The organism is Kerstersia similis, from assembly GCF_965139615.1.
Taxonomy (GTDB): Bacteria; Pseudomonadota; Gammaproteobacteria; order Burkholderiales; family Burkholderiaceae_B; genus Kerstersia; species Kerstersia similis.
Genome location: NZ_CBCSIQ010000014.1, coordinates 1 through 24,719 on the forward strand (window position 1 = coordinate 1; position 24,719 = coordinate 24,719).

General features: G+C 62.6%; 23 protein-coding genes. 17 read left to right on the forward strand and 6 right to left on the reverse strand.

The window, feature by feature from the left end; genetic code table 11:
- Positions 1 to 121 precede the first annotated feature (121 nt).
- The gene (locus ACNA1V_RS09950) at positions 122 to 1,093 is read right to left on the reverse strand and encodes a helix-turn-helix transcriptional regulator (RefSeq protein ID WP_415833466.1); all 972 of its coding nucleotides are present in this window, start codon (positions 1,091 to 1,093) and stop codon (positions 122 to 124) included.
- A gap of 238 nt (positions 1,094 to 1,331) precedes the next feature.
- Here ACNA1V_RS09950 and ACNA1V_RS09955 point away from each other — a divergent pair, with 238 nt between their 5' ends.
- Both ACNA1V_RS09955 and ACNA1V_RS09960 read left to right on the forward strand, forming a co-directional pair.
- Positions 1,332 to 2,429 carry a class I SAM-dependent methyltransferase gene (locus tag ACNA1V_RS09955; RefSeq protein ID WP_415833467.1) on the forward strand — a complete coding sequence of 366 codons (1,098 nt, stop codon included), beginning with the start codon at positions 1,332 to 1,334 and terminating at the stop codon, positions 2,427 to 2,429.
- Positions 2,426 to 3,688, forward strand: coding sequence for an MFS transporter (locus ACNA1V_RS09960; RefSeq protein WP_415833468.1), 1,263 nt, complete (start codon positions 2,426 to 2,428; stop codon positions 3,686 to 3,688). The genes ACNA1V_RS09955 and ACNA1V_RS09960 overlap by 4 nt, the downstream gene beginning before the upstream one ends.
- A gap of 131 nt (positions 3,689 to 3,819) precedes the next feature.
- On the opposite strand, the gene ACNA1V_RS09965 is transcribed toward ACNA1V_RS09960, so the two are convergent.
- From ACNA1V_RS09965 to paaG, 4 genes are all read right to left on the reverse strand, one after another.
- Positions 3,820 to 4,422: a TetR/AcrR family transcriptional regulator gene (locus ACNA1V_RS09965; protein ID WP_130487276.1), complete on the reverse strand. Its 603-nt coding sequence runs from the start codon at positions 4,420 to 4,422 to the stop codon at positions 3,820 to 3,822.
- Between the two features lie 454 nt (positions 4,423 to 4,876).
- Entirely contained in the window at positions 4,877 to 6,187 is a 1,311-nt protein-coding gene (gene paaK / locus ACNA1V_RS09970; protein WP_415833469.1) for a phenylacetate--CoA ligase PaaK, read from the reverse strand.
- A 102-nt stretch (positions 6,188 to 6,289) separates the two neighbouring features.
- On the reverse strand, positions 6,290 to 6,745 hold the full coding sequence (gene paaI, locus ACNA1V_RS09975) for a hydroxyphenylacetyl-CoA thioesterase PaaI (RefSeq protein WP_415833470.1): 456 nt from the start codon (positions 6,743 to 6,745) through the stop codon (positions 6,290 to 6,292).
- Between the two features lies 1 nt (position 6,746).
- Positions 6,747 to 7,550 (reverse strand): 2-(1,2-epoxy-1,2-dihydrophenyl)acetyl-CoA isomerase PaaG, encoded by an 804-nt coding sequence (gene paaG, locus ACNA1V_RS09980; protein ID WP_415833471.1) that lies wholly within the window; start codon positions 7,548 to 7,550, stop codon positions 6,747 to 6,749.
- A 239-nt stretch (positions 7,551 to 7,789) separates the two neighbouring features.
- Here paaG and paaN point away from each other — a divergent pair, with 239 nt between their 5' ends.
- From paaN to ACNA1V_RS10020, 8 genes are all read left to right on the forward strand, one after another.
- Positions 7,790 to 9,472, forward strand: a complete 1,683-nt coding sequence (gene paaN, locus ACNA1V_RS09985; RefSeq protein WP_415833472.1) for a phenylacetic acid degradation protein PaaN — start codon at positions 7,790 to 7,792, stop codon at positions 9,470 to 9,472.
- Between the two features lie 188 nt (positions 9,473 to 9,660).
- Positions 9,661 to 10,818, forward strand: a complete 1,158-nt coding sequence (locus ACNA1V_RS09990) for an ABC transporter substrate-binding protein (RefSeq protein ID WP_415833473.1) — start codon at positions 9,661 to 9,663, stop codon at positions 10,816 to 10,818.
- Between the two features lie 197 nt (positions 10,819 to 11,015).
- Positions 11,016 to 11,888, forward strand: coding sequence for a branched-chain amino acid ABC transporter permease (locus tag ACNA1V_RS09995; protein WP_415833474.1), 873 nt, complete (start codon positions 11,016 to 11,018; stop codon positions 11,886 to 11,888).
- Between the two features lie 3 nt (positions 11,889 to 11,891).
- A complete protein-coding gene (locus ACNA1V_RS10000; RefSeq protein ID WP_415833475.1) occupies positions 11,892 to 12,848 on the forward strand; it encodes a branched-chain amino acid ABC transporter permease in 957 nt (318 codons plus the stop codon).
- 1 nt (position 12,849) lies between these two features.
- A complete protein-coding gene (locus tag ACNA1V_RS10005; RefSeq protein ID WP_415833476.1) occupies positions 12,850 to 13,641 on the forward strand; it encodes an ABC transporter ATP-binding protein in 792 nt (263 codons plus the stop codon).
- The gene (locus tag ACNA1V_RS10010; RefSeq protein WP_415833477.1) at positions 13,628 to 14,329 is read left to right on the forward strand and encodes an ABC transporter ATP-binding protein; all 702 of its coding nucleotides are present in this window, start codon (positions 13,628 to 13,630) and stop codon (positions 14,327 to 14,329) included. Before ACNA1V_RS10005 ends, ACNA1V_RS10010 begins: the two co-directional genes overlap by 14 nt.
- 2 nt (positions 14,330 to 14,331) lie before the next feature.
- Positions 14,332 to 16,377: a 3-hydroxyacyl-CoA dehydrogenase NAD-binding domain-containing protein gene (locus ACNA1V_RS10015; RefSeq protein WP_415833478.1), complete on the forward strand. Its 2,046-nt coding sequence runs from the start codon at positions 14,332 to 14,334 to the stop codon at positions 16,375 to 16,377.
- Positions 16,378 to 16,414: 37 nt separating this feature from the next.
- On the forward strand, positions 16,415 to 17,332 hold the full coding sequence (locus tag ACNA1V_RS10020; RefSeq protein ID WP_415833479.1) for a PaaX family transcriptional regulator C-terminal domain-containing protein: 918 nt from the start codon (positions 16,415 to 16,417) through the stop codon (positions 17,330 to 17,332).
- A 187-nt stretch (positions 17,333 to 17,519) separates the two neighbouring features.
- Here the strand turns inward: ACNA1V_RS10020 and ACNA1V_RS10025 are convergent, their stop codons facing one another.
- Entirely contained in the window at positions 17,520 to 18,482 is a 963-nt protein-coding gene (locus tag ACNA1V_RS10025; protein ID WP_415833480.1) for an Rpn family recombination-promoting nuclease/putative transposase, read from the reverse strand.
- A gap of 391 nt (positions 18,483 to 18,873) precedes the next feature.
- On the opposite strand from ACNA1V_RS10025, the gene pcaF reads away from it, so the two are divergent.
- Genes pcaF through ACNA1V_RS10060 form a run of 7 tightly spaced genes read left to right on the forward strand, consistent with a single transcriptional unit; the run spans position 18,874 to position 24,648 of the window.
- Positions 18,874 to 20,079, forward strand: coding sequence for a 3-oxoadipyl-CoA thiolase (pcaF, locus tag ACNA1V_RS10030; protein ID WP_415833481.1), 1,206 nt, complete (start codon positions 18,874 to 18,876; stop codon positions 20,077 to 20,079).
- 42 nt (positions 20,080 to 20,121) lie between these two features.
- Positions 20,122 to 21,111 carry a 1,2-phenylacetyl-CoA epoxidase subunit PaaA gene (gene paaA / locus ACNA1V_RS10035; RefSeq protein ID WP_415833482.1) on the forward strand — a complete coding sequence of 330 codons (990 nt, stop codon included), beginning with the start codon at positions 20,122 to 20,124 and terminating at the stop codon, positions 21,109 to 21,111.
- Between the two features lie 47 nt (positions 21,112 to 21,158).
- Complete coding sequence (gene paaB, locus ACNA1V_RS10040; protein ID WP_415833483.1) at positions 21,159 to 21,443, forward strand: 1,2-phenylacetyl-CoA epoxidase subunit PaaB; 285 nt, start codon at positions 21,159 to 21,161, stop codon at positions 21,441 to 21,443.
- Positions 21,443 to 22,219: a 1,2-phenylacetyl-CoA epoxidase subunit PaaC gene (paaC, locus tag ACNA1V_RS10045; protein WP_415833484.1), complete on the forward strand. Its 777-nt coding sequence runs from the start codon at positions 21,443 to 21,445 to the stop codon at positions 22,217 to 22,219. The genes paaB and paaC overlap by 1 nt, the downstream gene beginning before the upstream one ends.
- Before the next feature lie 11 nt (positions 22,220 to 22,230).
- Entirely contained in the window at positions 22,231 to 22,758 is a 528-nt protein-coding gene (gene paaD, locus ACNA1V_RS10050) for a 1,2-phenylacetyl-CoA epoxidase subunit PaaD (RefSeq protein WP_415833485.1), read from the forward strand.
- Between the two features lie 37 nt (positions 22,759 to 22,795).
- Positions 22,796 to 23,872 (forward strand): 1,2-phenylacetyl-CoA epoxidase subunit PaaE, encoded by a 1,077-nt coding sequence (gene paaE, locus ACNA1V_RS10055; RefSeq protein ID WP_415833486.1) that lies wholly within the window; start codon positions 22,796 to 22,798, stop codon positions 23,870 to 23,872.
- Positions 23,873 to 23,895: 23 nt separating this feature from the next.
- Entirely contained in the window at positions 23,896 to 24,648 is a 753-nt protein-coding gene (locus tag ACNA1V_RS10060; RefSeq protein ID WP_415833487.1) for a Phenylacetic acid catabolic protein, read from the forward strand.
- Positions 24,649 to 24,719 lie beyond the last annotated feature (71 nt).

A 24,719-nucleotide genomic window follows, 5' to 3' on the forward strand; every position in this document is an offset into this window, starting at 1 on the left:
GAGCTGGGAGGGTATGGGGCGAAGACGCGGCGGAGGCCGCCGGGGATGGGCACTGGCGGCTACGGCAGGCTCAGGCAGGCAGCATGCTCTGAGCGGTGTCGCTCAGGCACGGTGCAAGGGGTCAGCGGTCTTCCACGCGTTTGCCGAAAATCGCCTTGGGTGATTGGCCGTAGTAGCGGGTGAAGGCAACTGTGAAGTTGTTGGCGTATTTGTAGCCCACCTGCCAAGCCGCCTGCGAGACTTGCTGACCCGCTTCCAGCAGGGCATGGGCCTTGCGCATGCGCAGTTCCAGCAGCAGTTCTGCCGGCGTCGAACCGTAGAGATGCAGAAAGCCTTCCTTGAGCTTGTTTTTGTTCAGGCCAGTGGTGGTGGCAAGGTAGTCCAGCGTGAGGGGCTTATCGAGGTGTTCAGCCAGCATGTCGCGGGCGCGCTCTATCCGTTCCAGATCGCGTGGCGCCATGGCGTAGGACGCTGCATCCTGGCGCGGTGCGAGCAAATTGAACTGCTCATTCAGCAGGCTGAGCGCATGGATGTGCAGATCCAGCCGTGATGGCGCTTCCTGGTCGGCTTGCAGATGGCGCAGCAGTGCCGCTGCATGCGACAGGGTCATGGGAGATCCGGCGCGGAATGCCAGGCGATTGAGGCGGCTGTTGCCGAATAGCTGGATGGTGCGGGTGTCGCCCAGGTATTTCCGGATGAGTTGCTCGTCAGCCACGATACGGAGTTGCGCGACGGTATCGCCGGCTTCATAGCGTCGCTCGCCGGGAATGGCCTGGAAGGCGGTGATGGTGGTGTGGCCGGCCTGGAATTCCAGGCGGGTGGCATCCTGGCCCAGATAGCTGGAACGGCCTTGCAGGCCGATGGTGACCACCATGACGCGGCCCCGGTGCGGGCCATTGGTTTCCTCGACCAGCGATTGCAGCGGATGGTAGTGCAGGCGGCCCAAGCCCAGGCCAGGTTCCAGTTCGAGAAAGTCGTGAAAGCAGCGCCCCAGGTCTTCGGGCAACTGGATGCGGGTTCTGCCGTGCCCCAGAGATTGACATGCCCGGGGCTCGTCGGCGGCGAGGCGGCAGACGCTTGCGCGAGTATTCATCCCTGTGATTCTCCGGAAGGAAGCATGCGTATCGGTGCGCTGCAGTGCCACGCATACTTTTTCATGCTTTTTGCATAGAACAAAAATTAATAATTCTCATTAAATATATCATTGTTTGGTTATCGAGATGTGCTTAATACCTTATCTTTTTTTCTTAAAAATCCATGATTATCAATGAGTTGATTATTTTGTTCGGTGCGTTCCCGTGCCGTTCGGAAACGATGGGAGGAGGCCGATCATGAGCGCTGGAACCGCTGTGGTGCAGGAACATCCGCTGCAGGCGTACTGGGACAGGCAGCTGGCAGGGCTGGAAGCGGACGCCCTGCGCGTGGCATTGCAATTGCAGCTTCCGGAGCAGCTGGCGCGTTGCCGCGGGATAGCCGAGCTGGCGCGTGCGCTGGCAGTGGATGCCGGACGCCTGGAAAAGCTGATCGAACTGCTGTGGGCCATGGGCGTGGTGGAACGTGTCGAGGCGTCAGTTGACGCCGCAGGCAGGACTGCCAGTGCCGAGCCTGTTTATCGTCTGGCGCCTGCCCTGGCGCCCTATCTGTCCGTGACTTCGCCTTTGTACTGCGGAGATGCGCTGCTGTACCGGCACAAGGTATTGCGGCAGTCTGGCGCGCAGCTTGATGCGCTGTTGCTACCGGATGAGGGCGGTTCGGTTGCGGCGCAAACGCCGGCTGCCCCGGGGGCTGCAGGCCGGGCCTGGGCGGCAGCGGCGCGTTTGCAGATTGCGCAGGAGCAGCGTGCGGCGTCGATCCAGGGCGCGCTGTCTGTGTTGGAGCGCCTGCCGGAGTATCCGGAGAGCCGGCATTTGCTGGATCTGGGCGGCGGGCCGGGGCTGGTGGCAGTGGCGCTGGCACAGCGCCTGCCCATGCTGGAAGGTGTGGTGTTTGAGTATCCGGAAGTGGCTGCCGTGGCCCAGGAAAATATCGACGCCGCAGGCCTGGCCAGCCGCTTGCGCGCGCAGGGGGGCGATATTGCCCGCGATGAGGTCGGGCAGGGCTATGACTTGATCTGGTGCTCCTCGGTGCTGCATTTCGTGCCCGACGTGCCCGCTTTGCTCGCGCGCTTGTTCCGCGCCCTGAAACCAGGCGGGGTACTGGTCTGCTGTCATGCGCAGGTCGATAGTGATAGCGCGGAGCTGCCCGACCACCGGGTGCTGGCCTATTACCTCAATATGCGCATGATGGGGCGCCATGTCTTGCCAGCGCGAGAAACGGCCGGGCAATTGCGGCAGGCGGGCTTTGCCAGCGTGGAGCTGGCCGGTGATATTTGTTTCCCTGTGGCCCCGGTAACGGCGCTGGTGGCCCGCAAGGCAAGGCAGGTAATGTGAACAAGACCCGGATATTCGGTTTGCAGCTGTTGTTTGGCTGGCTGAACCTGGCACTGACCGTGCCCAGCATCTATTTGATGTTCGGCATGCCGCTGGTCATGCGCCAGCATGGCTGGAGCGGGACGGAAATCGGCCTGTTCCAGCTGGCGGCGCTTCCAGCGATCTTCAAGTTCCTGTTTGCCGTGCCGGTGCAGCGGGTGCGGCTGGGCCACGGACATTTTGTGAACTGGCTGCTGGGGCTGTGCCTGGTGGTGCTTGTGCTGTACTGGCAGATTGGCAGGCAGAACCTGATCAGCCAGCCGTTGTGGCTATTCGGCCTGACTTTCGCCATCAGTATCGCTACCACCTGGGCTGACATTCCGCTCAATGCGCTGGCAGTCCAGTGCCTGCCGCGTGGCGAGCAATTGCGCGCCGGGAGCATCCGTTCGGCGGCTTTGTTCCTGGGAGCCATCATCGGGGGCGGTATCATGATTCTGGTGCAGGCCCGTCATGGCTGGCAGATGCCGTTCTGGCTGATGGGGGCTGCCCTGGCGCTGGGATGCCTGCCTTTTCTATGGCTGCGCGGGCAGGCTGGCTTGCCGCTACCTTCGGCAGCATCCGCCAGGCAGGACGACGCGCCGCTGGAAGGGTTCGTGGCCGACTGGATCGGCTTTTTCAGCCAGGCCGGGGCACGGCAGTGGACCTGGCTTTTGCTGATGGGTTTCCCATTCCTGGGGGCGGCCTGGCTATACCTCAAGCCGCTGATGCTGGATCAGGGGATGCCGCTGGAGCAGGTAGCGTTCATCATCGGTATCGTCGGGGGGCTGACGGGGGCCGTGTTCAGTCTCCTGGGGGGACGGCTGGCGATGTGGCTGGGCGCGGGCAGGGCAGTATTCTGCTATTTGCTGGCAGCCCTGGTGGCGCTGCTGCTGTTGACCGCCATCATAGGTTTGCGCCTGGGGGGCGCTTGGCTGATCGGCAGCGCCTTGCTGCTGGCTGCGGCCATGGGAGCGGTGTCAGCACTGATGTTCGGCTTGACCTTGTTCTTCACGCGGCGCCAGCGCAATGCCTCGGATTATGGCTTGCAATCCAGCTTGTTTACCGTGACCCGCCTGGCTGTGCCTGTCGCAGCCGGCTGGCTGCTGGATCACCTCGGGCAGACGGGAATGCTGGCCTGCCTGGCTTGCGGCGTGCTGTGCGCCTGCGTGCTGGCCTGGCGTGCGCGAGCCAAGGTGGAGGTCGCCGCGCGGCAGGTTTTGGCGAGTGACGCCCGCGCCTGAATCCGGTGATTGCCGTCGCAGGCGGCAATACCGCAGGGCAGCGATGCAACAGGGCAGCGATGCCAGGGTCTTATGTGCCCGGCATGGCTGCCCTGTTTTTACCGGCACCCTCACATGGGGCGCAGCGGATGTCAGCGAATGGCCTTCAGCCCTTCCAGCACCAGCGTGGTGGCGATATCCGCATATTCCTCGCGGCTGACAGGGCCATCGGGGCGGAACCACATATAGACCCAGTTCAGCATGCCGAACAGGGACATGGTCACAGGCTTGAGCAAGGGACGGTTTTCGTCCAGTTGCGGGTTGATCTCGTAGATGACCGCAGAAATCCTGCGCACGATACGGCGTTCCAGCAGGTTGAGTTCCTGTGCCTGTTCTTCGGTCAGTGAGCCAGAACGGTTGAGCTGAACCTTGTGCATGTCGTCCGCATCGCGGTAGCACTCGAGGATTTGCCGTACCAGTTTACGCAGGCGGGTTTCGGCATCGTCGCCCTTGCTTTCCTCTGCGGTAATTTCCAGTGCGTGATCCAGCTCTTCGAGGTGGCTGCGGATAATGTCAAAGATCAGGGCGTCTTTGCTGGGGTAGTAGTGGTAGAGCAGTGCCTTCGAGACTTTGCTGCGTGAGGCGATCTGTGCCATGGATGCCTTTTCCATGCCCAGTTCCGCAAAGACTGCGGCGGCGCTGGTCAGGATGCTGCGCTGTTTTTCTTCGAAATCTGCCGCGCGCGTGCGTGCCATGCTGATATATCGTCCTATTAATAGTAATTATTCTGAGTGGCCGGGATAACGGCACCCGCTGCGCCACAAACGGCGCGGGCTGGCCGGTCCGGAGCAGGCATTGCCGGTGGATGGCGCAACCTGGCTGCGTGCCGGCGAGGCAACGGAAGGGCACCCCGCAGGGCCGGCCAGCGTTGTCTGGCAGGCGGTGCGGGGTCGGCACCTAAGGCATGGGCGGTGTCCGGCCACTCAAACGCCGCAAACAAAACGGCGCCACGCTGTGGCCGATGTTACCGCATTCCGCTGCTGCAGACGGCCTTCGTCCAGGTCTCGGCCCTGCCGGACCGTCATGTTTTTATTGCCTGGAACGGTAGGGCCGGCGCCTGGGTAGCGCCAGGCGCGGCATGCGGGTGGCCTCGCGCTTTTGGTGGAAAGCTGCGCGAGTGCCTGCCGCATGCCGGCGGTGCCTGGCGGCTTAGCGCTTGGGCCGGTTATCGACGACGCGCTTGGCCTTGCCTTCGGAGCGGACGACCGCGCCAGGCAAGGTCACATCCACCAGCGTGCTGATGCCGACGATGCTCTTGATGTGGTGGGCCAGTTCCTTGGCCGAACGAGCGCGGGCCTGTTCATCCGTGGCGTTGGGCTGGCATTCCACATGGATCGTCATGTTGTCCATGCGGCCATTGCGGCTCAGCTCGATCTGGAAGTGCGGGGCCAGGCCCTTGCACTTGAGGATCTGTTCTTCGATCTGGGTCGGGAACACGTTCACGCCACGCAGGATGATCATGTCGTCGCTGCGGCCGGTGATCTTTTCCATGCGGCGCATGGTGCGTGCCGTGCCAGGCAGCAGGCGCGTCAGGTCACGGGTACGGTAGCGAATGATGGGCAGGCCTTCCTTGGTCAGCGTGGTGAAGACCAGTTCGCCCTGTTCGCCGTCAGGCAGCACTTCACCGGTAACGGGGTCGATGATTTCGGGGTAGAAGTGGTCTTCCCAGATGTGCAGGCCGTCTTTGGTTTCGACGCACTCGTTGGCCACGCCCGGCCCCATGACTTCCGATAGGCCATAGATGTCCACGGCATGCATGTCGAAGGCCTGTTCGATTTCCAGGCGCATGGCGTTGGTCCAAGGCTCGGCGCCGAAAATGCCCACCGCCAGAGAACATTCGCGCGGATCCATGCCCTGACGCTTGAATTCATCCAGGATGGACAGCATGTAGGACGGCGTCACCATGATGATGCGCGCCTGGAAGTCGTTGATGAGCGACACCTGGCGCTCGGTCATGCCACCGGAGATGGGCACCACCGTGCAGCCCAGCTTTTCCGCGCCATAGTGGGCGCCCAGGCCGCCCGTGAACAGGCCATAGCCGTAGGCATTGTGCATGACGTCGCCCGGGCGGCCGCCGGCTGCGCGGATACAGCGCGCCATGACGGTGGCCCAGGTGTCGATGTCGTTGCGGGTGTAGCCAACCACGGTGGGCTTGCCGGTCGTGCCCGACGAGGCGTGGATGCGTACCAGCTGTTCACGCGGCACGGCGAACATGCCGAACGGGTAGGTGTCGCGCAGGTCGGTTTTGTACGTGAACGGGAACTTGGAAAGATCAGACAGCGTTTTCAGGTCGGAAGGATGGACGCCGGCGTCATCGAAACGCTTGCGGTAGAACGGCGAGTTCTCGTAAGCGTGGGTCAGCGACCATTTCATGCGCTCCAGCTGGAGCGCGGCCAGTTCATCGCGCGAAGCGATTTCAATCGGATCGAGATCCTCTTTGCGAGGCGCCAGGTTTTCCATGCTTGTCTCCTGCTATGGCTTCTGATTCTTGCGATAGTTGGCGGCACGAACTCGTGCCGCAATCGGGTTCTCTCGTGCCGGTCTGATGCCGGCAGCGGGTATTCAGGGGGCCGATTCCGGCAACAGCGTGCCTTTGATCGTGCGCGCATGACCACGGAATTCGGCAATATGGGCGCCATCCTGGTTGCGGATGACCACGTCATAAATGCCGCTGCGGCCGCTGCGGCTGATTTCGCGCGCCGTGGCTGTCAGCACATCATTTTCGAACGCGGGGGCGAGGAAACTGACGGAACAGTGCTGCGCGACGGTGCGCTGGTTATAGGTGTTGCACGCGAAGGCGAAAGCCGAGTCGGCCAACGTGAACATATAGCCGCCGTGACAGGTGCGGTGGCCATTGAGCATGCTGGCGTCGATACGCATCTGGATGGTGGCCGTACCGGGGCCGACTTGTTCCAGGTCCAGCTTCATGTCCAGATGCTGGGTGGCGCGGTCATCCTGCCACATGGCTTGCGCGCAGGCGCGGGCCAGGGCTTGCGGGCTCAGGGTGCTGATGTCCATTTCAGTTCCCCTTGAAGACGGCCGGACGCTTGTCGAGGAAGGCGGCGACGCCTTCGGCGTAATCGTGGCTGCGGCCGGCTTCGCGCTGCAGGTCACGTTCGAGCTCAAGCTGCTGGTCCAGGCTGTTGGTGGAGGCTGCCTGGATGGCGCGCTTGGTCAGTCCCAGGCCGCGCGTGGGGCCTTGCGCCAGTTGCTGTGCCAGCTTCAGGGCTTCTTCCTGCAGTGCTTCGTCATCGACGGCGCGCCAGATCAGGCCCCAGTCGGCAGCGGTTTCTGCATTCAGCGGCGCAGCCGTCAGGGCCAGGGCCTTGGCGCGGGCTTCGCCCAGCAGGCGCGGCAGGCTCCAGGTACCACCGGAGTCGGGAATCAGGCCGATCTTGGAGAAGGCCTGGATGAAACGTGCCGAACGGGCGGCCAGGACGATATCGCAGACCAGCGCCAGATTGGCGCCAGCACCGGCCGCCACGCCGTTGACGGCGCAGATCACGGGTTTTTCCAGGCGGCGGATCTGGCGTACCAGGGGGTTGTAGAACTGTTCGATCGTGGCGCCGAGATCGGGGGCGCTGCCGCCGCTCTTGCGGGGATCGCGGTCGCCCAGATCCTGTCCGGCGCAGAAACCACGGCCAGCGCCAGTCAGCAGCACGGCGCGTACGGCGCTGTCCTGTTCGGCGCGATCCAGGCCGGCGCGCAGCGCCAGGTGCATGGCTTCATTGAATGAATTGAGCTTGTCAGGGCGGTTCAGCGTCAGGCGCAGTACGCCTTGCTCCAGGCTGACGAGCACGGTGTCGTGAGAGGATTGCTCCACGTTGTCTCCTTCGTTTTTTACCGCCGGTCCACCTGTTCCGGCATCGGGCTACCAGTGACGGTAGCAGACGGAACGGAGGCCCGGGGCCGTATTCTTTTTTCGCCGGAAATTTTTTCCGGAGATCCTGGGGCGCCATTTTTACAGCTTGGTGGCGCTTGGGTATTCGGGTTCCTACTATTGCATAAACCGTCCGGTCGGTCAATAATTCCCTCGCACTCTTCAACATGGGAAAAACCAGTATGTCCAGCCTGTTTGAACAGCACCGCGCCACGCTCGATTCGGCCCTTGCAGCAATACGCGAACGGGGGTTCTGGACCGCCTATCCGGAGGTTCCCAGTGGCAAGATCTATGGCGAAACCGCCAAGCAGGAAGGCTTGGCCAGCTATGAAGCGCACCTGAATGGCGATTTCGAGTTGCCCGGCCATCCCGAGCAGCGCCGGGTGGGCGCTGAGGTGTCGCCATTGATGGCGGCGTCCGGCGACGGTGCGCTGGGAATCCGCTATCCGGCGGCAGATGTGGATCTGCTGGTGGAGCACTCGCAGGCGGCTGCCGCGGCCTGGGCCAATGCCAGCGTCGAAACCCGCGTCGGTATATGCCTGGAAATCCTGGCGCGCCTGAATCGTCGTAGCTTCGAGATGGCCAACGCCGTCATGCATACGTCCGGTCAGGCCTTTCCCATGGCCTTTCAGGCGGGTGGCCCGCATGCCCAGGACCGTGGTCTGGAAGCACTGGCCTATGCCTGGGATGAAATGCAGCGCATTCCTGCCAGCGCGCGCTGGGTCAAGCCGCAAGGCAAGGCTGGCGATATCATCATGGACAAGCACTGGCGTATCGTGCCGCGTGGCGTTTCCCTGTTGATCGGCTGCCAGACCTTCCCGACCTGGAACAGCTATTCCGGTCTGTTTGCCAATCTTGCCACGGGTAATACCGTGATTGCCAAGCCGCATCCTGCCGCCATTTTGCCCATGGCGCTGACCGTGCTGGTGGCCCGTGAAGTGCTGGCGGAACAAGGCCTGCCGCCGGATGTGGTGCTGCTGGCCGCCGAAGAGCCGGGCGAGGGCCAGGCCAAGGCATTTGCCGAGCACGCAGGGGTTGCCCAGATCGACTACACCGGTTCCAGCCATTTCGGCCAGTGGTTGCGTCAACATGCCGCGACGCCGCTGGTCTATACCGAGGAAGCCGGCGTCAACAGCATTGTGATTGCTGGCACCGACAACTTCGACGCCATGTGCCAGAACATTGCCTTTTCGCTGTCGCTGTACAGCGGTCAGATGTGCACGGCGCCGCAGAATCTGTTCGTGCCGCGTGACGGCATCATGGCCGGTGGCGAGCGCAAGTCCTTTGATGACGTGGCCGCTGGCATCGCAGCGGCGGTGGATGGCCTGCTGGCCGATCCGGCGCGCGCGGCAGCGGTAGCGGGTGCCATCGCCAATGCCGATACCTTGGCGCGAGTGGCTCAAGCCCGTGCCCTGGGGCGCATTGTGCGGGATTCCGCACCGCTGGATGCTGCGGGTGCCGCGCGTACTGCGACGCCGCTGATCGTGGCGGTTGATGCCAGCGATGTAGAAGCCTACGAAGCCGAGCGCTTTGGCCCGATTGCGCTGCTTGTTGCCGTGGATGACGCCGCAGATGGCGTACGTCGCGCAGCAGACCTGGCACGACGCAAAGGCGCCATCACGGCAGCACTTTATGACACTAGCGAAGCCGGCATTCTGGATGCTGCCGATGCGTTTGCAGAGGCCGGCGTCAATCTGTCGGTCAATCTGCTGGGCGGCATCTATGTCAACCAGAGCGCGGCATTCAGCGATTTCCATGTGACCGGTGCCAATCCGGCGGGCAATGCCTGCTTTGCCGACAGCGCCTTTGTGGCCAATCGCTTCCGCGTAGTGATGTGGCGTCGTCCGGCGCCTGCCAGCGTCTGATCGGAGAGACGATTTTTCCTAGCTTTTTATCCAGGCGCCCTCCAAGAGGCGCCGGATCCGGCCGGTTCACCGTGCCACTTTGGTTCACAGGGGTTTCTGTGTCCGGCAGTCCGGGCCTTGGCGGGTTTCTGCGACCCGAGGTTCAGCTGCCACTAAGCAGTTCATTTCATAAACTGGAGGGAGACAACATGAAGCAATTCACTAAAAAGAATGTGTTCAAGCTGGCTGGCGCCGTGGCGTTGGCCTGGTGTGCAACCGGTACGGCCAGCGCCGATATCCTGATCGGTTCGACAGTATCGGCCACGGGCCCTGCCTCCTTCCTGGGCGAGCCCGAGGCGCGCACCCTGAAGATGCTGGTGGATGATATCAACGCCAAGGGCGGCGTCCAGGGCGAGAAGATCAAGCTGATTGCCTATGACGACGGCGGCGATCCGAACAAGGCCCGCACCTTCGCCACGCGTCTGATCGAAGACGACGAAGTCGTGGCCGTGATTGGCGGCACCACGACCGGCACGACGATGTCCATCATTCCCGTGGTCGAAGAAGCCGGGGTGCCTTTCATTTCGCTGGCTGGCGCGATTGAAATCATCCAGCCGGTGCGCAAGCATACTTTCAAGACACCGCACACCGATCGCATGGCGTGCGCCAAGATCTTCGAGGACATGAAAGGGCGCGGGCTGACGAAAATCGGTCTGTTGTCGGGTTCCGACAGCTTCGGCGCTTCCATGCGCAAGCAATGCCTGGATATCGTGGGCGACTACGGCATCGCTATTGTCGGTGACGAAACCTTCGGCCCGACTGATGCCGACATGACGCCGCAGCTGACCAATCTGCGCAACAAGAACGGCATTCAGGCCATCCTGAATCTGGGCATGGGCTCCGGGCCTGCCATCGTGACGCGCAACTATGCGCAGTTGGCGGTGGATCTGCCGCTGTACCAATCGCATGGCGTTGCGTCCGATGCCTTCATCGACCTGGCTGGCGCCAAGGCGGCGGAAGGCGTGCGCCTGCCCGGTACGTCGCTGCTGGTGGCCGAGCAACTGGCCGAGAACGATCCCCAGCGCGAAGTGGTGCAGAACTACAAGAAGCGCTATGAGGGCGAAACCGGCAAGCCGGTCTCGACGTTCGGCGGCTATGCCCATGATGCGCTGTACCTGATTGTCGATGCCATCAACCGCGCCGGCAAGGCCGAGCCGGAAGCGATCCGTGATGCGCTGGAATCGACGACGGGCTATATGGGCACGACCGGCAGCTTCACCATGACGCCGCAGGATCACCTGGGCCTGGACCTGAGCGCTTTCCGCATGCTGGAAATCCGTGATGGCGGCTGGAAAATCGTCGAGTAACTGAACGACATTCCGGCGCTTGCAGCAAGGTACGGCGCGGGGCTGTGCCACGCTGCAAGACGAGCTGAGCCGTTTGCTTGCCCGCTGCCGGATGGCAGCTGCCAGGCAGCGCAGCGGCTCATCGTAGCGCCGAAGATACCCTTGCCTGGCTCCTGAAACAGGACCCGGGCGAGGTTTCTTCAAATCCGGAGACACCTATGCCTGAATTCATGCAGTTCCTGCTGTCAGGGCTGACCGTTGGCGCAGTCTATGCGCTCGTGGCCCTGGGCTTTACCATTATCTATAACGCCTCCGATGTGGCGAACTTCGCACAGGGCGAGTTCGTGATGCTCGGCGGCATGATTACCGCTTTTGCCTATATGGCGGGTGCGCCGCTGCCGCTGGCCGCCTTGCTGGCCATTGTGGCAACGGCTGCCATCGGGGTGGCACTCAATAAACTGGCGATCGAGCCGGCACGCGGCGCGCCTGTCGCGAGCCTGATCATCATCACCATCGGCGCTTCCATCTTTATCCGAGGGGTGGCGCAGGTCGTGTTCGACAAGCAACTGCATCGTTTTCCGGCATTTTCCGGTGACGACCCCATTCGTGTCCTGGGCGCGACCATTCTGCCGCAGAGCCTGTGGGTGATTGTTGGCGCGCTGGTGATCTTTGTCGGGCTGTGGCTGTTCTTTACCCGCACCCTGACGGGGCGTGCGGTGCTGGCGACGGCGAACAACCGCATCGCGGCGCTGCTGGTGGGGATCAACACCAAATACATCATGACCCTGTCCTTTGCCCTGTCTGCCGCCATTGGCGCGCTGGCCGGGGTGCTGGTCACGCCCATTACGCTGGTGAGCTATGACATCGGCATGACCATGGCGCTCAAGGGCTTTGCTGCCGCCATGCTGGGCGGCATGGGCAACCCGAAGGGCGCCTTGGCGGGCGGCCTGTTGCTGGGCTTGCTGGAGGCTTTCACGGCGGGCTACATCAGTTCGCAGTACAAGGATGCGGCAGCGTTTGTCGTGATTCTCGGCGTGTTGTTCTTCATGCCCCAGGGTCTCTTTGGGCGCCGTGCGGCGGAGCGGGTGTAAATCATGAAGAAACTGTCTCCGAAACATGCCACTTTGCTGGTGCTGGCGATCCTGATCGCCGTCGCGCCGCTGTTTTTCCCCTCGTCCTATTACCTGCGCGTCGGCTCGCTGATTTTCGTCAACGGCTTGGCCGTGGTCGGCATCGTGATCTTGACGGGCTTCGTCGGTCAGATCAGCCTGGGCCACGCCGGTTTTCTCGGCATAGGCGCCTATGCCTGCGCCCTGGCGCCCAAGTACCTGGGCATGCCGGTCCTGCTGGCTGCGCTGTTGGGCGCGGTCATCTCAGGCTTGCTGGCCTGGTTGGTCGGGCGGCCCATTCTGCGGCTGCGGGGCTATTACCTGTCCGTGGCCACACTGGGCTTTGGCGTACTGGTTGCGATGGTCTTGACCAATGAAGCCTGGCTCACCGGCGGCCCTGACGGGATTGCCGTTCAGGATCCGGGCATGCGTGCTGCGCTCAAGGACATGGGCTGGAACCTGAGCAATGCCGAGTTCTGGTATGGGTTCAATGGCATCATGCTGGTGCTGGGGGCCTGGGTGGCGCTTAACCTGCAGTACAGCGCCACCGGACGTGCATTGCGGGCCTTGCATGGTTCAGAAGTGGCGGCGCGCACGGTTGGGGTCGATGTCGCACGCTTCAAGCTGCGCGGCTTTGTGATCTCCGCGGTCTATGCGTCGCTGGCGGGTTCCCTGCTGGCCATGCAGAACCGGTTCATCACGCCGGATGCGGCAAGCTTCATGCACTCCGTCGAGATCGTGACGATGGCCGTGCTGGGCGGCGCCGGTTCCGTTCTGGGCGCCATCTTCGGCGCAGCCGTCCTGACGGCCTTGCCCCAGGTGCTGACCTTCTTCCACGAGTACGAACAAATCGTGCTCGGCCTGATCATGATGCTGGTCATGATTTTCCTGCGCGGCGGTGTTCTGCCCAGCCTTGCGCGCATCATTCGCGGGAGGGGCTGAGATGAGTCTCCTGGATGTTGCCGGTGTCGGCATTTCTTTCGGCGGCCTGCGCGCCGTGCACGACGTCAGTTTCAAGGTACGTGCCGGCGAGATCGTGTCGGTCATTGGCCCCAATGGGGCAGGCAAGACCACCTTGTTCAATATGTTGTCCGGGGTCTATCAGCCGGGTTCGGGGGAAGTGCGCCTGGATGGCGAGCCCGTGACCGGCATGGCGCCGCATCTGTTGGCGCGGCGCGGTATGTCGCGTACTTTCCAGAACCTGCAAATCTTCCCGGCCATGACGGCGCTGGAGAACGTGGCGACGGGTTTTCACCTGCAGGAAAACGGCTCTTTGCTGGCGGATCTGCTGGGCTTGCCCTCGGCGCGCCGCCGCACCCGTCGTTCGGAAGAGCAGGCGCGGGAACTGCTGGAGCGTGTGGGCCTGGGCCGGGCGGCAGATTTTGAGGCGGCCTCGCTATCGTATGGTTCGCTCAAGCGTCTGGAAATCGCCCGCGCATTGGCGCTCAAGCCACGCCTGTTGTTGCTTGACGAACCCGCCGCCGGTTGCAATGCGGTCGAAACCGAGGAAATCGAGCATCTGGTGGCCGAGGTGGCTGCCAGCGGCATTTCCATTCTGCTGGTCGAACACGACATGAAGATGGTCATGCGGATTTCCAACCACATCGTGGTGCTGGACCATGGGGAAAAAATTGCCGAGGGCCTGCCGGCTGAGGTTGCCAGCCATCCGCGGGTGATCGAAGCCTATCTGGGCGCGGCAGCGAAGGAGGAGGCGGCGAAACATGCTGAGCGTTAACCAATTGCGGTCGCGCTACGGGCGCATCGAAGTCCTGCACGGCGTGGACCTGGAAGTCAGCGCTGGCGAAATCGTCGTGGTGGTCGGCGCCAACGGCGCAGGCAAAACCACGCTCTTGCGCTGCCTGTCGGGCATTCAGCCGGTACAGGATGGCAATATCGTCTTTCGGGGGCAGCGTTTCAACGATGTGCCGGCCTATAAGCGTGTCAAGCAAGGCCTGGCGCAGGTTCCCGAAGGCCGGCAGATTTTCACCAGCCTGACGGTGGAAGAAAATCTGCGCCTGGGCGCCTATTTGTATTCCGATGATAAAGTGGACCGGGACATGGAAGATGCCTTCCAGCTGTTTCCGGTGCTGCGTGAGAAGCGCAACCTTGCCGCCGGAGGCCTGTCCGGCGGGCAGCAGCAGATGCTGGCCATGGCGCGCGCGCTGCTGAGCCGTCCGTCCTGCCTGTTGCTCGACGAGCCCAGCATGGGCCTGGCGCCTATCCTGGTTGCGCAGATATTTGACGTCGTCAAAAGCCTGAAGAGCCTGGACGTTACCGTCCTGCTGGTCGAGCAGAATGCCTTTGGCGCCTTATCCATTGCGGATCGCGGCTATGTCATGGAAACTGGCAAGATCACGCTGTCCGGACCGGCACAGCAACTGATCGAAGACCCGCGCATCCGTTCGGCTTACCTGGGAATGTAGAAATGAGCATTACGATAGAACGCGAAGACGGCCTGGCTGTCGTCACTGTTGATTTTCCGCCTGTCAATGCGTTGTCGCAGGCTTTGCGCAGCGGCCTGATCGCCGCGGCAGAGGCGCTGGATGCGGACCCCGATGTTCAGGGCGTCGTCCTGATCTGCGCGGGGCGCACCTTTATTGCCGGCGCGGACGTCAGTGAGTTCGGCAAACCGCCGCAGGAACCGCATTTGCCGGATGTCGTCGCTCGTATCGAAAATGCCGCCAAGCCTTGGCTGGCGGCCATTCATGGCAGCGCCTTGGGAGGCGGGCTGGAAATTGCGCTGGCCTGCCGGTTCCGCGTGGCCCTGGCCGGTGCGCAGGCCGGGCTGCCGGAGGTCAAGCTGGGACTGGTGCCTGGCGCGGGAGGGTGCGTACGCTTGCCGCGTCTGGTGGGAGCGGCGCTAGCGGTGGAGCTTGTGACGCGCGGTGCGCCGCTGGCAAGCGCCAAGGCGCAGGCTGCCGGCCTGTTTGATGCAGTGGTAGAGGGGGATCTGCGGCGCGAGGCTTTGGCCTATCTGCGTGCTGCCTTGCAGCGCCCCTTGCCCCAGGCTTTGCTGCAGCGCACCGTGGCGCCGGTGGACGCAGGTTTCTGGGAACAGGCGCAAGCCGAACTGCGCAAGCGTGCCGGCCGCGAAGTCGCGCCAGGGATGGCACTGGAATGCGTACGCCGTGCCTGCGAAGGCAGTGTGCAGGAGGCGCTGGCGTTCGAGCGGGCGAGCTTCCTGGAGCGTCGCGCCTCGGATCAGGCGCGAGCCTTGCGCCACATCTTCTTTGCGGAACGTGGCGCTACCCGTCCGCCCGAGCTCAACGGAGTGGAAGCGCGCGCAGTGAACAGCGCAGCCGTGGTCGGTGGCGGCACCATGGGCGCAGGCATTGTGGTGGCCTTGCGTGATGCCGGTATTCCCGTGATCTTGCTGGAGCGGGATGACACGGCGTTGCAGCGTGGCTTGCAACGGGTGTCCGATATCTACCAGAGCAGTGTCAAACGTGGCCGCATCAGCGAGAGCACTGCCGCTGAGCGTGTTGGCGGTGTGCGTGGCACGACGGTAGATGCCGAGCTGGCCGAGGTTGATCTGGTGATCGAAGCGGTATTTGAAGACCTGCAGGTCAAGCGCGACGTATTTGCGCGACTGTCGCAGGTGTGCCGCCCGGACGCCATTCTGGCGACCAACACCTCCTATCTGGATCCCGCTCTCATTGCTGAGGGCCTGGCTGCGCCGGAACGTTTCATCGGCCTGCACTTCTTCAGCCCGGCGCAGATCATGAAATTGCTGGAAATCGTACCGATTCCGCAAACGGCGCCCGATGTCCTGTCGGCCGGCTTTACGCTGGCACGCCGCTTGGGCAAGATTCCGGTGCGTGCTGGAATCTGCGATGGTTTCATCGGCAACCGGATCCTGCGCACCCTGCGTGCGCAAGCGGAACGCCTGTTGCTGGCTGGCGCCACGCCGCAGGCCGTGGATGCTGCCATGCGTGCCTATGGCATGCCCATGGGGCCGTTCGAGGCGCAGGATCTGGGCGGGCTGGATATTGCCGCATTCCAGCGCAAGGCAGCGCGTGAACGCGGCGAGGACGTCTTTGCGCCGGTGGCGGACAGGCTGTGCGAACAAGGGCGTCTTGGTCAGAAGACCCAGGCGGGATGGTATGACTACGCGCCGGGCGAGCGTCGCCCCTTGCCGTCCGACACGGTAGCCAGGGTGATCGCCGAGGCGGCTGCCGGTGTGCCGCAACGCGAATGGCGTGAAGCGGAAATCATCGACAGCATCGTTCTGCCCATGGTGAACGAAGCGGCGCTGATTCTGGAAGAAGGCATCGCCCAGCGTGCCGTGGATGTCGATCTGGTCGAAGTCCATGGCTATGGCTTCCCGCGCTGGCGCGGCGGCCTGCTGCATGACGCCGAGGCGCGGGGATTGAAGGAAGTGGTGGCACGCCTGCGCGAGCTGGCGGCGGCCGGCCTGGCACCTGCACCGTGCCGCAAGCTGGAGCAAGCGGCGGAAACTGGTACATTCTGAGTGTCGGACATTTTCCAGCACTCGTTATACCAGGCCCGTGAGCAACGCGAATCCCCACTCTGAAACTGGCCAGCCTGCCTTGCAGGCTGCCGCCCGTTCCCTGCCCGAAACCCTGGCGCAACGTCTGCTGGCCGCCAGTCCTCCCAAGGGAGCGGGGTTCATCGTCACCATCTATGGCGACGTCGTGGAGCCGCGTGGCGGCGTGCTTTGGATGGGCAACCTGATCGAAGCCTGCGCCGCCGTGGGCATCAGCGAAAGCCTGGTGCGCACGGCGGTCTCGCGCCTGGTCGCGGCGGGGCAGCTGGAAGGGGAACGGGTGGGGCGGCGCAGCTTCTATCGCCTGACGGCAGAAGCCCGGGCGGAATTTGCCTATGCTGCCAGCATTCTCTATGAACCCCACGATGCCAGCCAATGGCGGCTGATTTATCTGGGGGGGAACGACCCGGATGCGGCCATGCGCAGGCTCAAGCGGCTGGGTTATGCCGCGCTCAATCCTCGCCTGGCGATCGGGCCGGACGGTGCGCCGGAACTGACAGACGATGCCTTGGTATGGGATGCCAGTGTCGTGCAGGGTGGGGCAGCCATGCGCCAGTTTGCAACGGAATATTGGGATTTCCAGAGCTATGCCGATGCATTCAGCGCTTTCATTGAACGTTTTTCGCCAGTGCAGGAAATTGCCGCCAGCGTCGAACCCGCGATGGCGCTGACCTTGCGCCTGCTGCTGGTGCATCAATACCGGGGCATTGCCCTGCGCGCGCCGCGCCTGCCTGCGCAAGCCTTGCCGTCAGACTGGGCCGGCCACGAAGCCCGGCGATTGTTTGCTACCCTCTATCTGGCCTTATCGCGGCCAGCGGAACGCTATATCGCCAATCATTTTATTGATGGCGACGGCGCCTTGCCGGAGGCGGGCCAGACCGTCAAACAGCGTAGTTTGCAACTGCGGCAGATGCAGTAACCGGCCCGGCAGCCAGGAAGCGCGTGATAGGGATATCAGCGTTGCCTGGCTAAAGGCTGAGGACATCGCTGGCGCAGACCCGATCCATGTCTCTATGGGCCTGCCATGGCGTCTGGCTGAACCAGGCCCAACCACGCTTTGCGCGTTTGCCTGTTTTGCCGTGCACCGCCAGCCTGCGGGCCGGCGATCAGCGGAATACCGCTTCCTGAGTATTGGCATCAAGCAATTGTTCGCTCCACTGCTCCATCTGCGCCACGCTGGCCTGGGCCAGCTGTTGCTGGCTTGCGGGCGTCACGCTGCCGAATTTGCGCATTAACTGGCGCTCCAACATTGTGCGCAAGCCTTCCCGCTGCCCGGTTTGCCTGGCATCTTCCAGGCCAAGCCAGTAGTCGGCAACGGCCATTTCCCTGCGTACGGCGATCAGGCGCAGGTCGCGTTCAGAGTACATGTCTTCGAGATGCTGGATGGCTTCGCGGACGGGCGGGTGTTCGATCTGGTTCATACGGTCCTCTTCCAGGTTGTGCCGCAGGCAGGCGATCCAGGCAGAGAGTGCGGGAGGAAAGGCGTGCAGTGTTTCTGCCTTGGTGAGTTCGATTATATGGACCTGCATGGCCTGTCCCAAACCGGGCTGCAACTGCACGGCCGGACGTTGCGAGTCGCGTAGCGTGAAGTGCCAGTCGGCCTGTGCGGGGTAGTCGGGGTAGAGGTCATGGCCCAGCAGGCTGATGCTGACGGCGGGTTTAAGTGCTTGATATTCCTGCCCGGTGTCGAGCTGGTCGGAGAGCATGCGGGCGAGGTAGAACAGATTGCGCTGCGGCCATTGGGGGTAATGGCGCAGCTGCATTTCGACATTGAAGAAGCTGCCGCAGGCATCCTTGGCCAGGATATCCAGAATAATCTGTTTGCTGGAAACGTCAGCGGGAAGAATATTCGGGTTGCGTATCTGCACGACCTGGATGGGAGGATAGCGATAGCGCACGGCGTTGATCAGGTCGGTCAGCAGATGTGGCTGGCGCGAGAAGAGCGTCTTGAACACAAGATCATTGCTGAGTGCCAGCGCCCGGCGGACGGCAGCCGACGGTGAGGGTGGCGGTGGTGGTGCTGATGGATGGCTGGCCGTAGGGCCGGCATTCTTGCGTGGAGTCATCATGAGCGTGGCGCCTGTATGCAGAAACGGGACAGGCACCAGTCTGAACCCGCGTCCCAGGTCTAGCGGGCTGAAAGACTCACATCCAGGCTGGGCACTTGTACCTATATCAGTCCTGGTATGGCATGGCCCATGTGCGCTTGAGAGACAGCGCCTGCCGCCTGTCCTCCACTGACCCGCTACGCCTTGCCTCGGTCATCTGCACCAGCCAACCAGCGCCTCTCCCGCGAAACACCACATCCCCAACAGCTTCATCACACTGAAACATTACAAATTAATCGGAAACCCCTATTGAATTGTGATGCTTTTCGGTGCTTAATAGCACATAGAGAATACTATAACCGTCCGGTCGGTCAGCGAATGGCTGCTCCGGCCACCCAGGGAGAAGGAATCCATGACGGAAGCTTTTATCTGTGATGCCGTACGCACGCCCGTCGGGCGCTATGGCGGCGCCCTGTCCTCGGTCCGCGCCGACGACCTCGCTGCCGTACCGCTGGCTGCGCTCATGCAACGCCACCCGAACGCCGATTGGTCCAAAGTTGACGACCTCATCTTCGGCTGTGCCAATCAGGCAGGTGAAGACAACCGTAACGTCGCGCGCATGGCGGTCCTGCTCTCGGGCATGCCCATCGGCGTTCCGGCCACCACCGTGAACCGCCTGTGCGGCTCCGGCCTGGATGCGGTCGGCCTGGCCGCGCGCTCCATCCGTGCCGGCGATTGCGACTTCGTGGTCGCGGGCGGCGTCGAAAGCATGAGCCGCGCACCCTTCGTCATGCCCAAAGCCGAAAGCGCCTTTTCCCGTGCCAATGCTGTCTATGACACCACCATCGGCTGGCGCTTCGTCAACCCGAAAATGAAGGCCGAGTTCGGCGTCGATACCATGCCGCAAACGGCGGATAACGTCGCGGCAGACTTCGGCATCAGCCGTGACGACCAGGACGCCTTTGCCGTACGCAGCCAGGCCCGCTGGGCGGCTGCCAACGAAGCCGGCATCTTTGCTGAAGAAATCGTCCCGGTCACCATCCCCCAGAAAAAAGGCGATGCCATCATCGTCGAACGGGATGAACATCCGCGTCCCGGCACCAGCCTGGAACAGCTGGCACGCCTCAAAGGCGTCAACGGTGCCGGCCTGACTGTCACCGCGGGCAACGCCTCGGGCGTGAATGACGGCGCCTGTGCATTGGTCATCGCCTCCGAAGCGGCAGCGCAACAGCAGGGCATGCGCCCGCTGGCGCGCGTGGTCGCCATGGCGGCTGCCGGCGTCGAGCCGCGCGTCATGGGCATCGGCCCGGTAGAAGCCAGCCGCCGCGTACTGCAGCGTGCCGGCCTGTCCATCAATGACATGGACCTCATCGAATTGAACGAAGCCTTTGCCTCCCAGGCACTGGCCGTGCTGCGCCAGCTGGGCCTGCCCGACGATGCAGCACACGTCAACCCGAACGGCGGCGCGATTGCCATCGGCCATCCGCTCGGCATGAGCGGCGCTCGCCTGGCGACCACCGCTGCCTACCAGCTGCGCCGCCAGGGCGGCCGCTACGCGCTGTGCACCATGTGCATTGGCGTGGGGCAGGGTATCGCAATGATTATCGAGCGTGTTTGAAAGCCCCTTAATTAAAGCCTATCAAGGTACGGAGGCCAGACCATGTATGCACAAATGATTAAAACCGACAGCGAGCGCGTACGCAGCCTCGAAGAAATGTCGGCGCAGGAACGGGAATTCATGGAGCGCATCGAGCGCGGCGAAAAGATCGAGCCCAAGGAATGGATGCCCGAAGCCTATCGCAAGACGCTGATCCGCCAGATCGGCCAGCACGCCCACTCGGAAGTGGTGGGCCAGCTGCCGGAAGGCAACTGGATCACGCGCGCGCCCACGCTGGAACGCAAGGCCATCCTGTTGGCCAAGGTTCAGGATGAGGCCGGTCATGGCCTGTACCTCTACTGTGCGGCCGAAACCCTGGGCGTCAGCCGCGACGAACTGGTCGAACTGCTGCACGCCGGGAAGATGAAGTATTCCTCCATTTTCAACTACCCCACGCTGAACTGGGCCGACATCGGCGCAGTGGGCTGGCTGGTGGATGGCGCTGCCATCATGAACCAGGTGCCGCTGCAGCGGACGTCCTACGGACCGTACAGCCGCGCCATGATCCGCATCTGCAAGGAAGAAAGCTTCCACCAGCGCCAGGGCTACGACATCATGATGAAGATGTGCGCTGGCAGCCCGGAACAGAAAGCCATGGCACAGGACGCGCTCAACCGCTTCTGGTACCCGGCATTGATGATGTTCGGCCCGTCCGACAAGGACTCGATCCACTCGGCGCAATCCATGGCCTGGAAGATCAAGATCAATACCAATGACGAACTGCGCCAGAAGTTCGTTGATCAGACCGTGCCGCAGGCCAAGTACCTGGGCTTGACCATTCCTGATGAAAACCTGGTCTGGAATGAAGAGCGCGGCGCGCATGACTTCTCCGAACCTGACTGGAATGAGTTTTTCGAAGTGATCGCCGGCAACGGCCCGTGCAACCGCGAACGCCTGAGCGCGCGCGTCAAGGCATGGGACGACGGCGCCTGGTTCCGCGAGGGCCTGGCCGCACACGCCGACAAGCAGCGCCTGCGCAAGCTGGCCGCCTGACGCGCCGGCCCCTGACACATCGAAAACACTATCTGGAGCAAATCATCATGTCGCAAGAATGGCCCCTGTGGGAAATCTTCATCCGTGGTCAACATGGCCAGAACCATCGTCACGTCGGCAGCCTGCACGCGCCTGACGCTGAAATGGCGATCAACAATGCCCGCGACGTCTATACCCGTCGCAACGAAGGCGTCAGCATCTGGGCAGTGAAATCGGACGACATCGTCGCCAGCGTTCCTTCCAAGAAGGGCCCGCTGTTCGAACCGTCCAACTCCAAGGTCTATCGCCACCCGACCTTTTTCAAAATTCCTGAAGAAGTGGGGCACATGTAATGACTACCATCGTCCAACAAGCCTCGACCCAGGCGCTGCGCGAATTCCTGCTGCGCATGGGCGATAGCACGCTGATTCTCGGGCATCGCATTTCGGAATGGTGTGGTCACTCGCCCATTCTGGAAGAAGACATTGCCATGGCCAACGTGGCGCTGGACTTGATCGGCCAGACGCAGTTCTGGCTGGGCCTGGCTGCCGAAGTCGAAGACGAAGGCAAGACGGCCGATGACCTCGCCTATTTGCGTGATGCCGTGGCATTCCGCAATCTGCTGCTGGTTGAACAGCCCAACGAGGACTACGCGCACACCCTGGTTCGCCAGTTCCTGTTCGATGCCTGGCACATCCTGCAGCTGGAAGCCCTGATGGACTCCAGCGATGCCCGCGTCGCCGAAATCGCCGGCAAGGCCATCAAGGAAGTCAGCTACCACCTGGATCGCTCCAGCGAAATGGTGATCCGCCTGGGCGACGGCACGGCAGAAAGCCACAAACGCATGCAGACTGCGCTGGACAACCTCTGGTCGTACACCGGGGAAATGTTCCTGGGCGATGCCTGTGACGAAGAAGTGGCACAGGCCGGTATCGCGCCGGCACCTGCCTCGTTGCGCGATGCCTGGATGCAGACGGTGCGTGCTGTTCTGGAACAGGCCACGCTGAAACTGCCGGAAAGCACGTATGCGCATCGTGGCGGCAAACAGGGGCGCCATACCGAGCACCTGGGTTTCATCCTGGCGGAAATGCAATTCCTGCAACGCGCCTATCCTGGCTGCACCTGGTAGCGGAGCGCGCCATGGATACGCTCTCGCGCCCCGAAATCGAGCAGGTATGGCAGTGGCTGGAAGGCGTGCCTGATCCCGAGATTCCCGTGATTTCACTGGTGGATCTCGGCATCATCCGCGAAGTCCGTTACGAAGGGGAGACCCTGGTTGTCGTGGTGACCCCGACGTATTCGGGTTGCCCGGCCACGACTGTCATCAATGAGGATATCGAGGCGGCGTTGCGCGCCCATGGCGTCACTGACCTGCGTCTGGAACGCCAGCTTTCGCCGCCCTGGACATCCGACTGGATGAGTGACAAGGCGCGCGCAAGCCTGCGCGGCTACGGGATTGCACCGCCTGTGGAAGAGGCCGGCGATGTCGCGCCGGCCGGGCAGGGCAAGCGAATCTGGCTGCGGCAGGAAAACGGCCCGGCCGTTTCCTGTCCGCACTGTGGTTCCACGCATACCGCCAGGGTCAGCCAGTTCGGTTCCACGCCATGCAAGGCCAGCTATCGCTGCCTGGATTGCCTGGAACCATTCGATTATTTCAAGTGCATTTGAATCAAGTGCATAGAGAAGCCTAGCCAGCGAGGAGACCATGGCACGCTTTCACCCCTTGCAAGTTGTTGATGTGCGTCGCGAAACCCGTGATGCCGTCGTGGTAACGCTCAAGCCGCGCACGGAAGACGGTGAGCTGTTCAACTTCATTCCCGGCCAGTACCTGACGTTCCGCCGCGCGTTTGACGGCGATGAACTGCGCCGTTCCTATTCGATCTGTTCCGGGCTGGATGAAGGCGCCTTGCGCGTCGGCATCAAGCGCGTGGACGGCGGGGCGTTTTCCAGCTGGGCCAATACCGAGCTCAAGCCGGGCGAAATCCTGGAAGCCATGCCGCCAATGGGCAGCTTCCATATCCCGCTGGAGCCCGAGAGTGCCCGTCATTACCTGGGCTTTGCGGGGGGCAGCGGCATCACGCCGGTGCTCTCCATCATCAAGAGCACGCTGGCGCGCGAGCCCAAGTCCAGCTTCACGCTGGTCTATGCCAACCGCCAGATCAGCACGGTGATGTTCCGTGAGGAACTCGAAGACCTGAAAAACGAATACCTGGGCCGGTTCTCCGTCATCCATGTGTTCAACAGTGAAGGCCAGGAAATCGACCTGTTCACCGGGCACCTCGATCGCCAGAAGTGCGATGAGCTGTTCCACCGCTGGATCGACCTGAAATCGGTGCATACCGCGTTCATCTGTGGCCCCGAGCCCATGATGCTGGCCATTGCCGATGCGCTGGCGGGCAATGGCATGCCCAAGGAACGCATCAAGTTCGAACTGTTCGCCTCGGCGCAGCCGGGCAAGGCGCGCCGCAAGGAAAACGCAACTTCCACCACGACCAATGTGGGCGTATGTGAAGCCACGGTCACGCTGGATGGCGTGGTGCGCAGTTTTGCTTTTCCCAAACAGGGGCAGAGCATTCTGGATGCCGCGCTGGAAAACAGCATGGACGCGCCCTACGCCTGCAAGGCAGGGGTCTGCTCCACCTGCAAGTGCAAGGTGCTGGAAGGCGAAGTCGAAATGGCCATCAACCATGCGCTGGAAGACTACGAAGTCGAACAGGGCTATGTGCTGAGTTGCCAGGGCTTCCCGCTGAGCGACCGCGTGGTCGTCAGCTACGATGAATAACTGAGCGGCGGGAGGAGACATCCATGTCCGAAACGATGAATATCGAAGAGTATCTGGCGCAGGGCGGCATCCTGACCTCGCCTGGCAATGCGCCGGCACGCTACCGTGGCGAGCTGATGCGGCTCATGTCCTCTTTTGTGGACAGCGAACTGGCCGCGTCAGCGGGGTTTGCCGCTTCGATCAACTATGCCCCCGGCATCCGTGAACGCATCGCCGCCAGCCGTATTACGCTGGAAAAGGCCGATCACGCCGAACGCGTGCTGAACATCATGCAGACCTTCGGCACTGACGTCGAACGCTATCAGCGTCAGCACGACTGGGCGGCCCGCGTGGCGCGTGATGCCGACCTGGGTACAGCACGGCATGGTGCGGACATGCGCCTGTCGGTGTTCCATTATCCCTTCACCGGCTGGACCGATGCGGTCGTCATGAACGTGCTGCAAGGCTTGGCGGCAGGCGTGCAGTTCGAGGAATTCACGCGTGTGTCCTATGGCCCGCTGGCCGAGATATTCCGTGAAATCGAACCGCGTGAGCGGCGCCATGCGGAGCTGGGCCTGGAAGGTCTGGAGCGTATCGTTGCCAGCCCAGAAGGCCGGGCAGATGCACTGGCATCCATCGCCTACTGGCGTCCCCGTGTCGCGGCCACATTCGGCCATGCCGGGTCGGCGCGCTATGACACGCTGGCGCGTTTCGGTCTGCGCCACGAGCCGAACGAAGTGCTGCTCACGCGTTGGGAGCAGCGGCTGGAAGACTGTCTGGCGGCGCTTGAGCTGTAAGCCGGGCGCCGGCCTGCGCCGCCGGGGGCCGGGATCGAACAGGATCTTCGCCCCCTGGCGGCGTCATGACA

Coding starts and splice junctions, on each gene's coding strand:
- ACNA1V_RS09950 (WP_415833466.1), bottom strand. CDS start 1,093: ATGAATACTCGCGCAAGCGTCTGCCGCCTCGCCGCCGACGAGCCCCGG.
- ACNA1V_RS09955 (WP_415833467.1), top strand. CDS start 1,332: ATGAGCGCTGGAACCGCTGTGGTGCAGGAACATCCGCTGCAGGCGTAC.
- ACNA1V_RS09965 (WP_130487276.1), bottom strand. CDS start 4,422: ATGGCACGCACGCGCGCGGCAGATTTCGAAGAAAAACAGCGCAGCATC.
- paaK (WP_415833469.1), bottom strand. CDS start 6,187: ATGGAAAACCTGGCGCCTCGCAAAGAGGATCTCGATCCGATTGAAATC.
- paaI (WP_415833470.1), bottom strand. CDS start 6,745: ATGGACATCAGCACCCTGAGCCCGCAAGCCCTGGCCCGCGCCTGCGCG.
- paaN (WP_415833472.1), top strand. CDS start 7,790: ATGTCCAGCCTGTTTGAACAGCACCGCGCCACGCTCGATTCGGCCCTT.
- ACNA1V_RS09990 (WP_415833473.1), top strand. CDS start 9,661: ATGAAGCAATTCACTAAAAAGAATGTGTTCAAGCTGGCTGGCGCCGTG.
- ACNA1V_RS09995 (WP_415833474.1), top strand. CDS start 11,016: ATGCCTGAATTCATGCAGTTCCTGCTGTCAGGGCTGACCGTTGGCGCA.
- ACNA1V_RS10000 (WP_415833475.1), top strand. CDS start 11,892: ATGAAGAAACTGTCTCCGAAACATGCCACTTTGCTGGTGCTGGCGATC.
- ACNA1V_RS10005 (WP_415833476.1), top strand. CDS start 12,850: ATGAGTCTCCTGGATGTTGCCGGTGTCGGCATTTCTTTCGGCGGCCTG.
- ACNA1V_RS10010 (WP_415833477.1), top strand. CDS start 13,628: ATGCTGAGCGTTAACCAATTGCGGTCGCGCTACGGGCGCATCGAAGTC.
- ACNA1V_RS10015 (WP_415833478.1), top strand. CDS start 14,332: ATGAGCATTACGATAGAACGCGAAGACGGCCTGGCTGTCGTCACTGTT.
- ACNA1V_RS10025 (WP_415833480.1), bottom strand. CDS start 18,482: ATGATGACTCCACGCAAGAATGCCGGCCCTACGGCCAGCCATCCATCA.
- pcaF (WP_415833481.1), top strand. CDS start 18,874: ATGACGGAAGCTTTTATCTGTGATGCCGTACGCACGCCCGTCGGGCGC.
- paaA (WP_415833482.1), top strand. CDS start 20,122: ATGTATGCACAAATGATTAAAACCGACAGCGAGCGCGTACGCAGCCTC.
- paaB (WP_415833483.1), top strand. CDS start 21,159: ATGTCGCAAGAATGGCCCCTGTGGGAAATCTTCATCCGTGGTCAACAT.
- paaC (WP_415833484.1), top strand. CDS start 21,443: ATGACTACCATCGTCCAACAAGCCTCGACCCAGGCGCTGCGCGAATTC.
- paaD (WP_415833485.1), top strand. CDS start 22,231: ATGGATACGCTCTCGCGCCCCGAAATCGAGCAGGTATGGCAGTGGCTG.
- paaE (WP_415833486.1), top strand. CDS start 22,796: ATGGCACGCTTTCACCCCTTGCAAGTTGTTGATGTGCGTCGCGAAACC.
- ACNA1V_RS10060 (WP_415833487.1), top strand. CDS start 23,896: ATGTCCGAAACGATGAATATCGAAGAGTATCTGGCGCAGGGCGGCATC.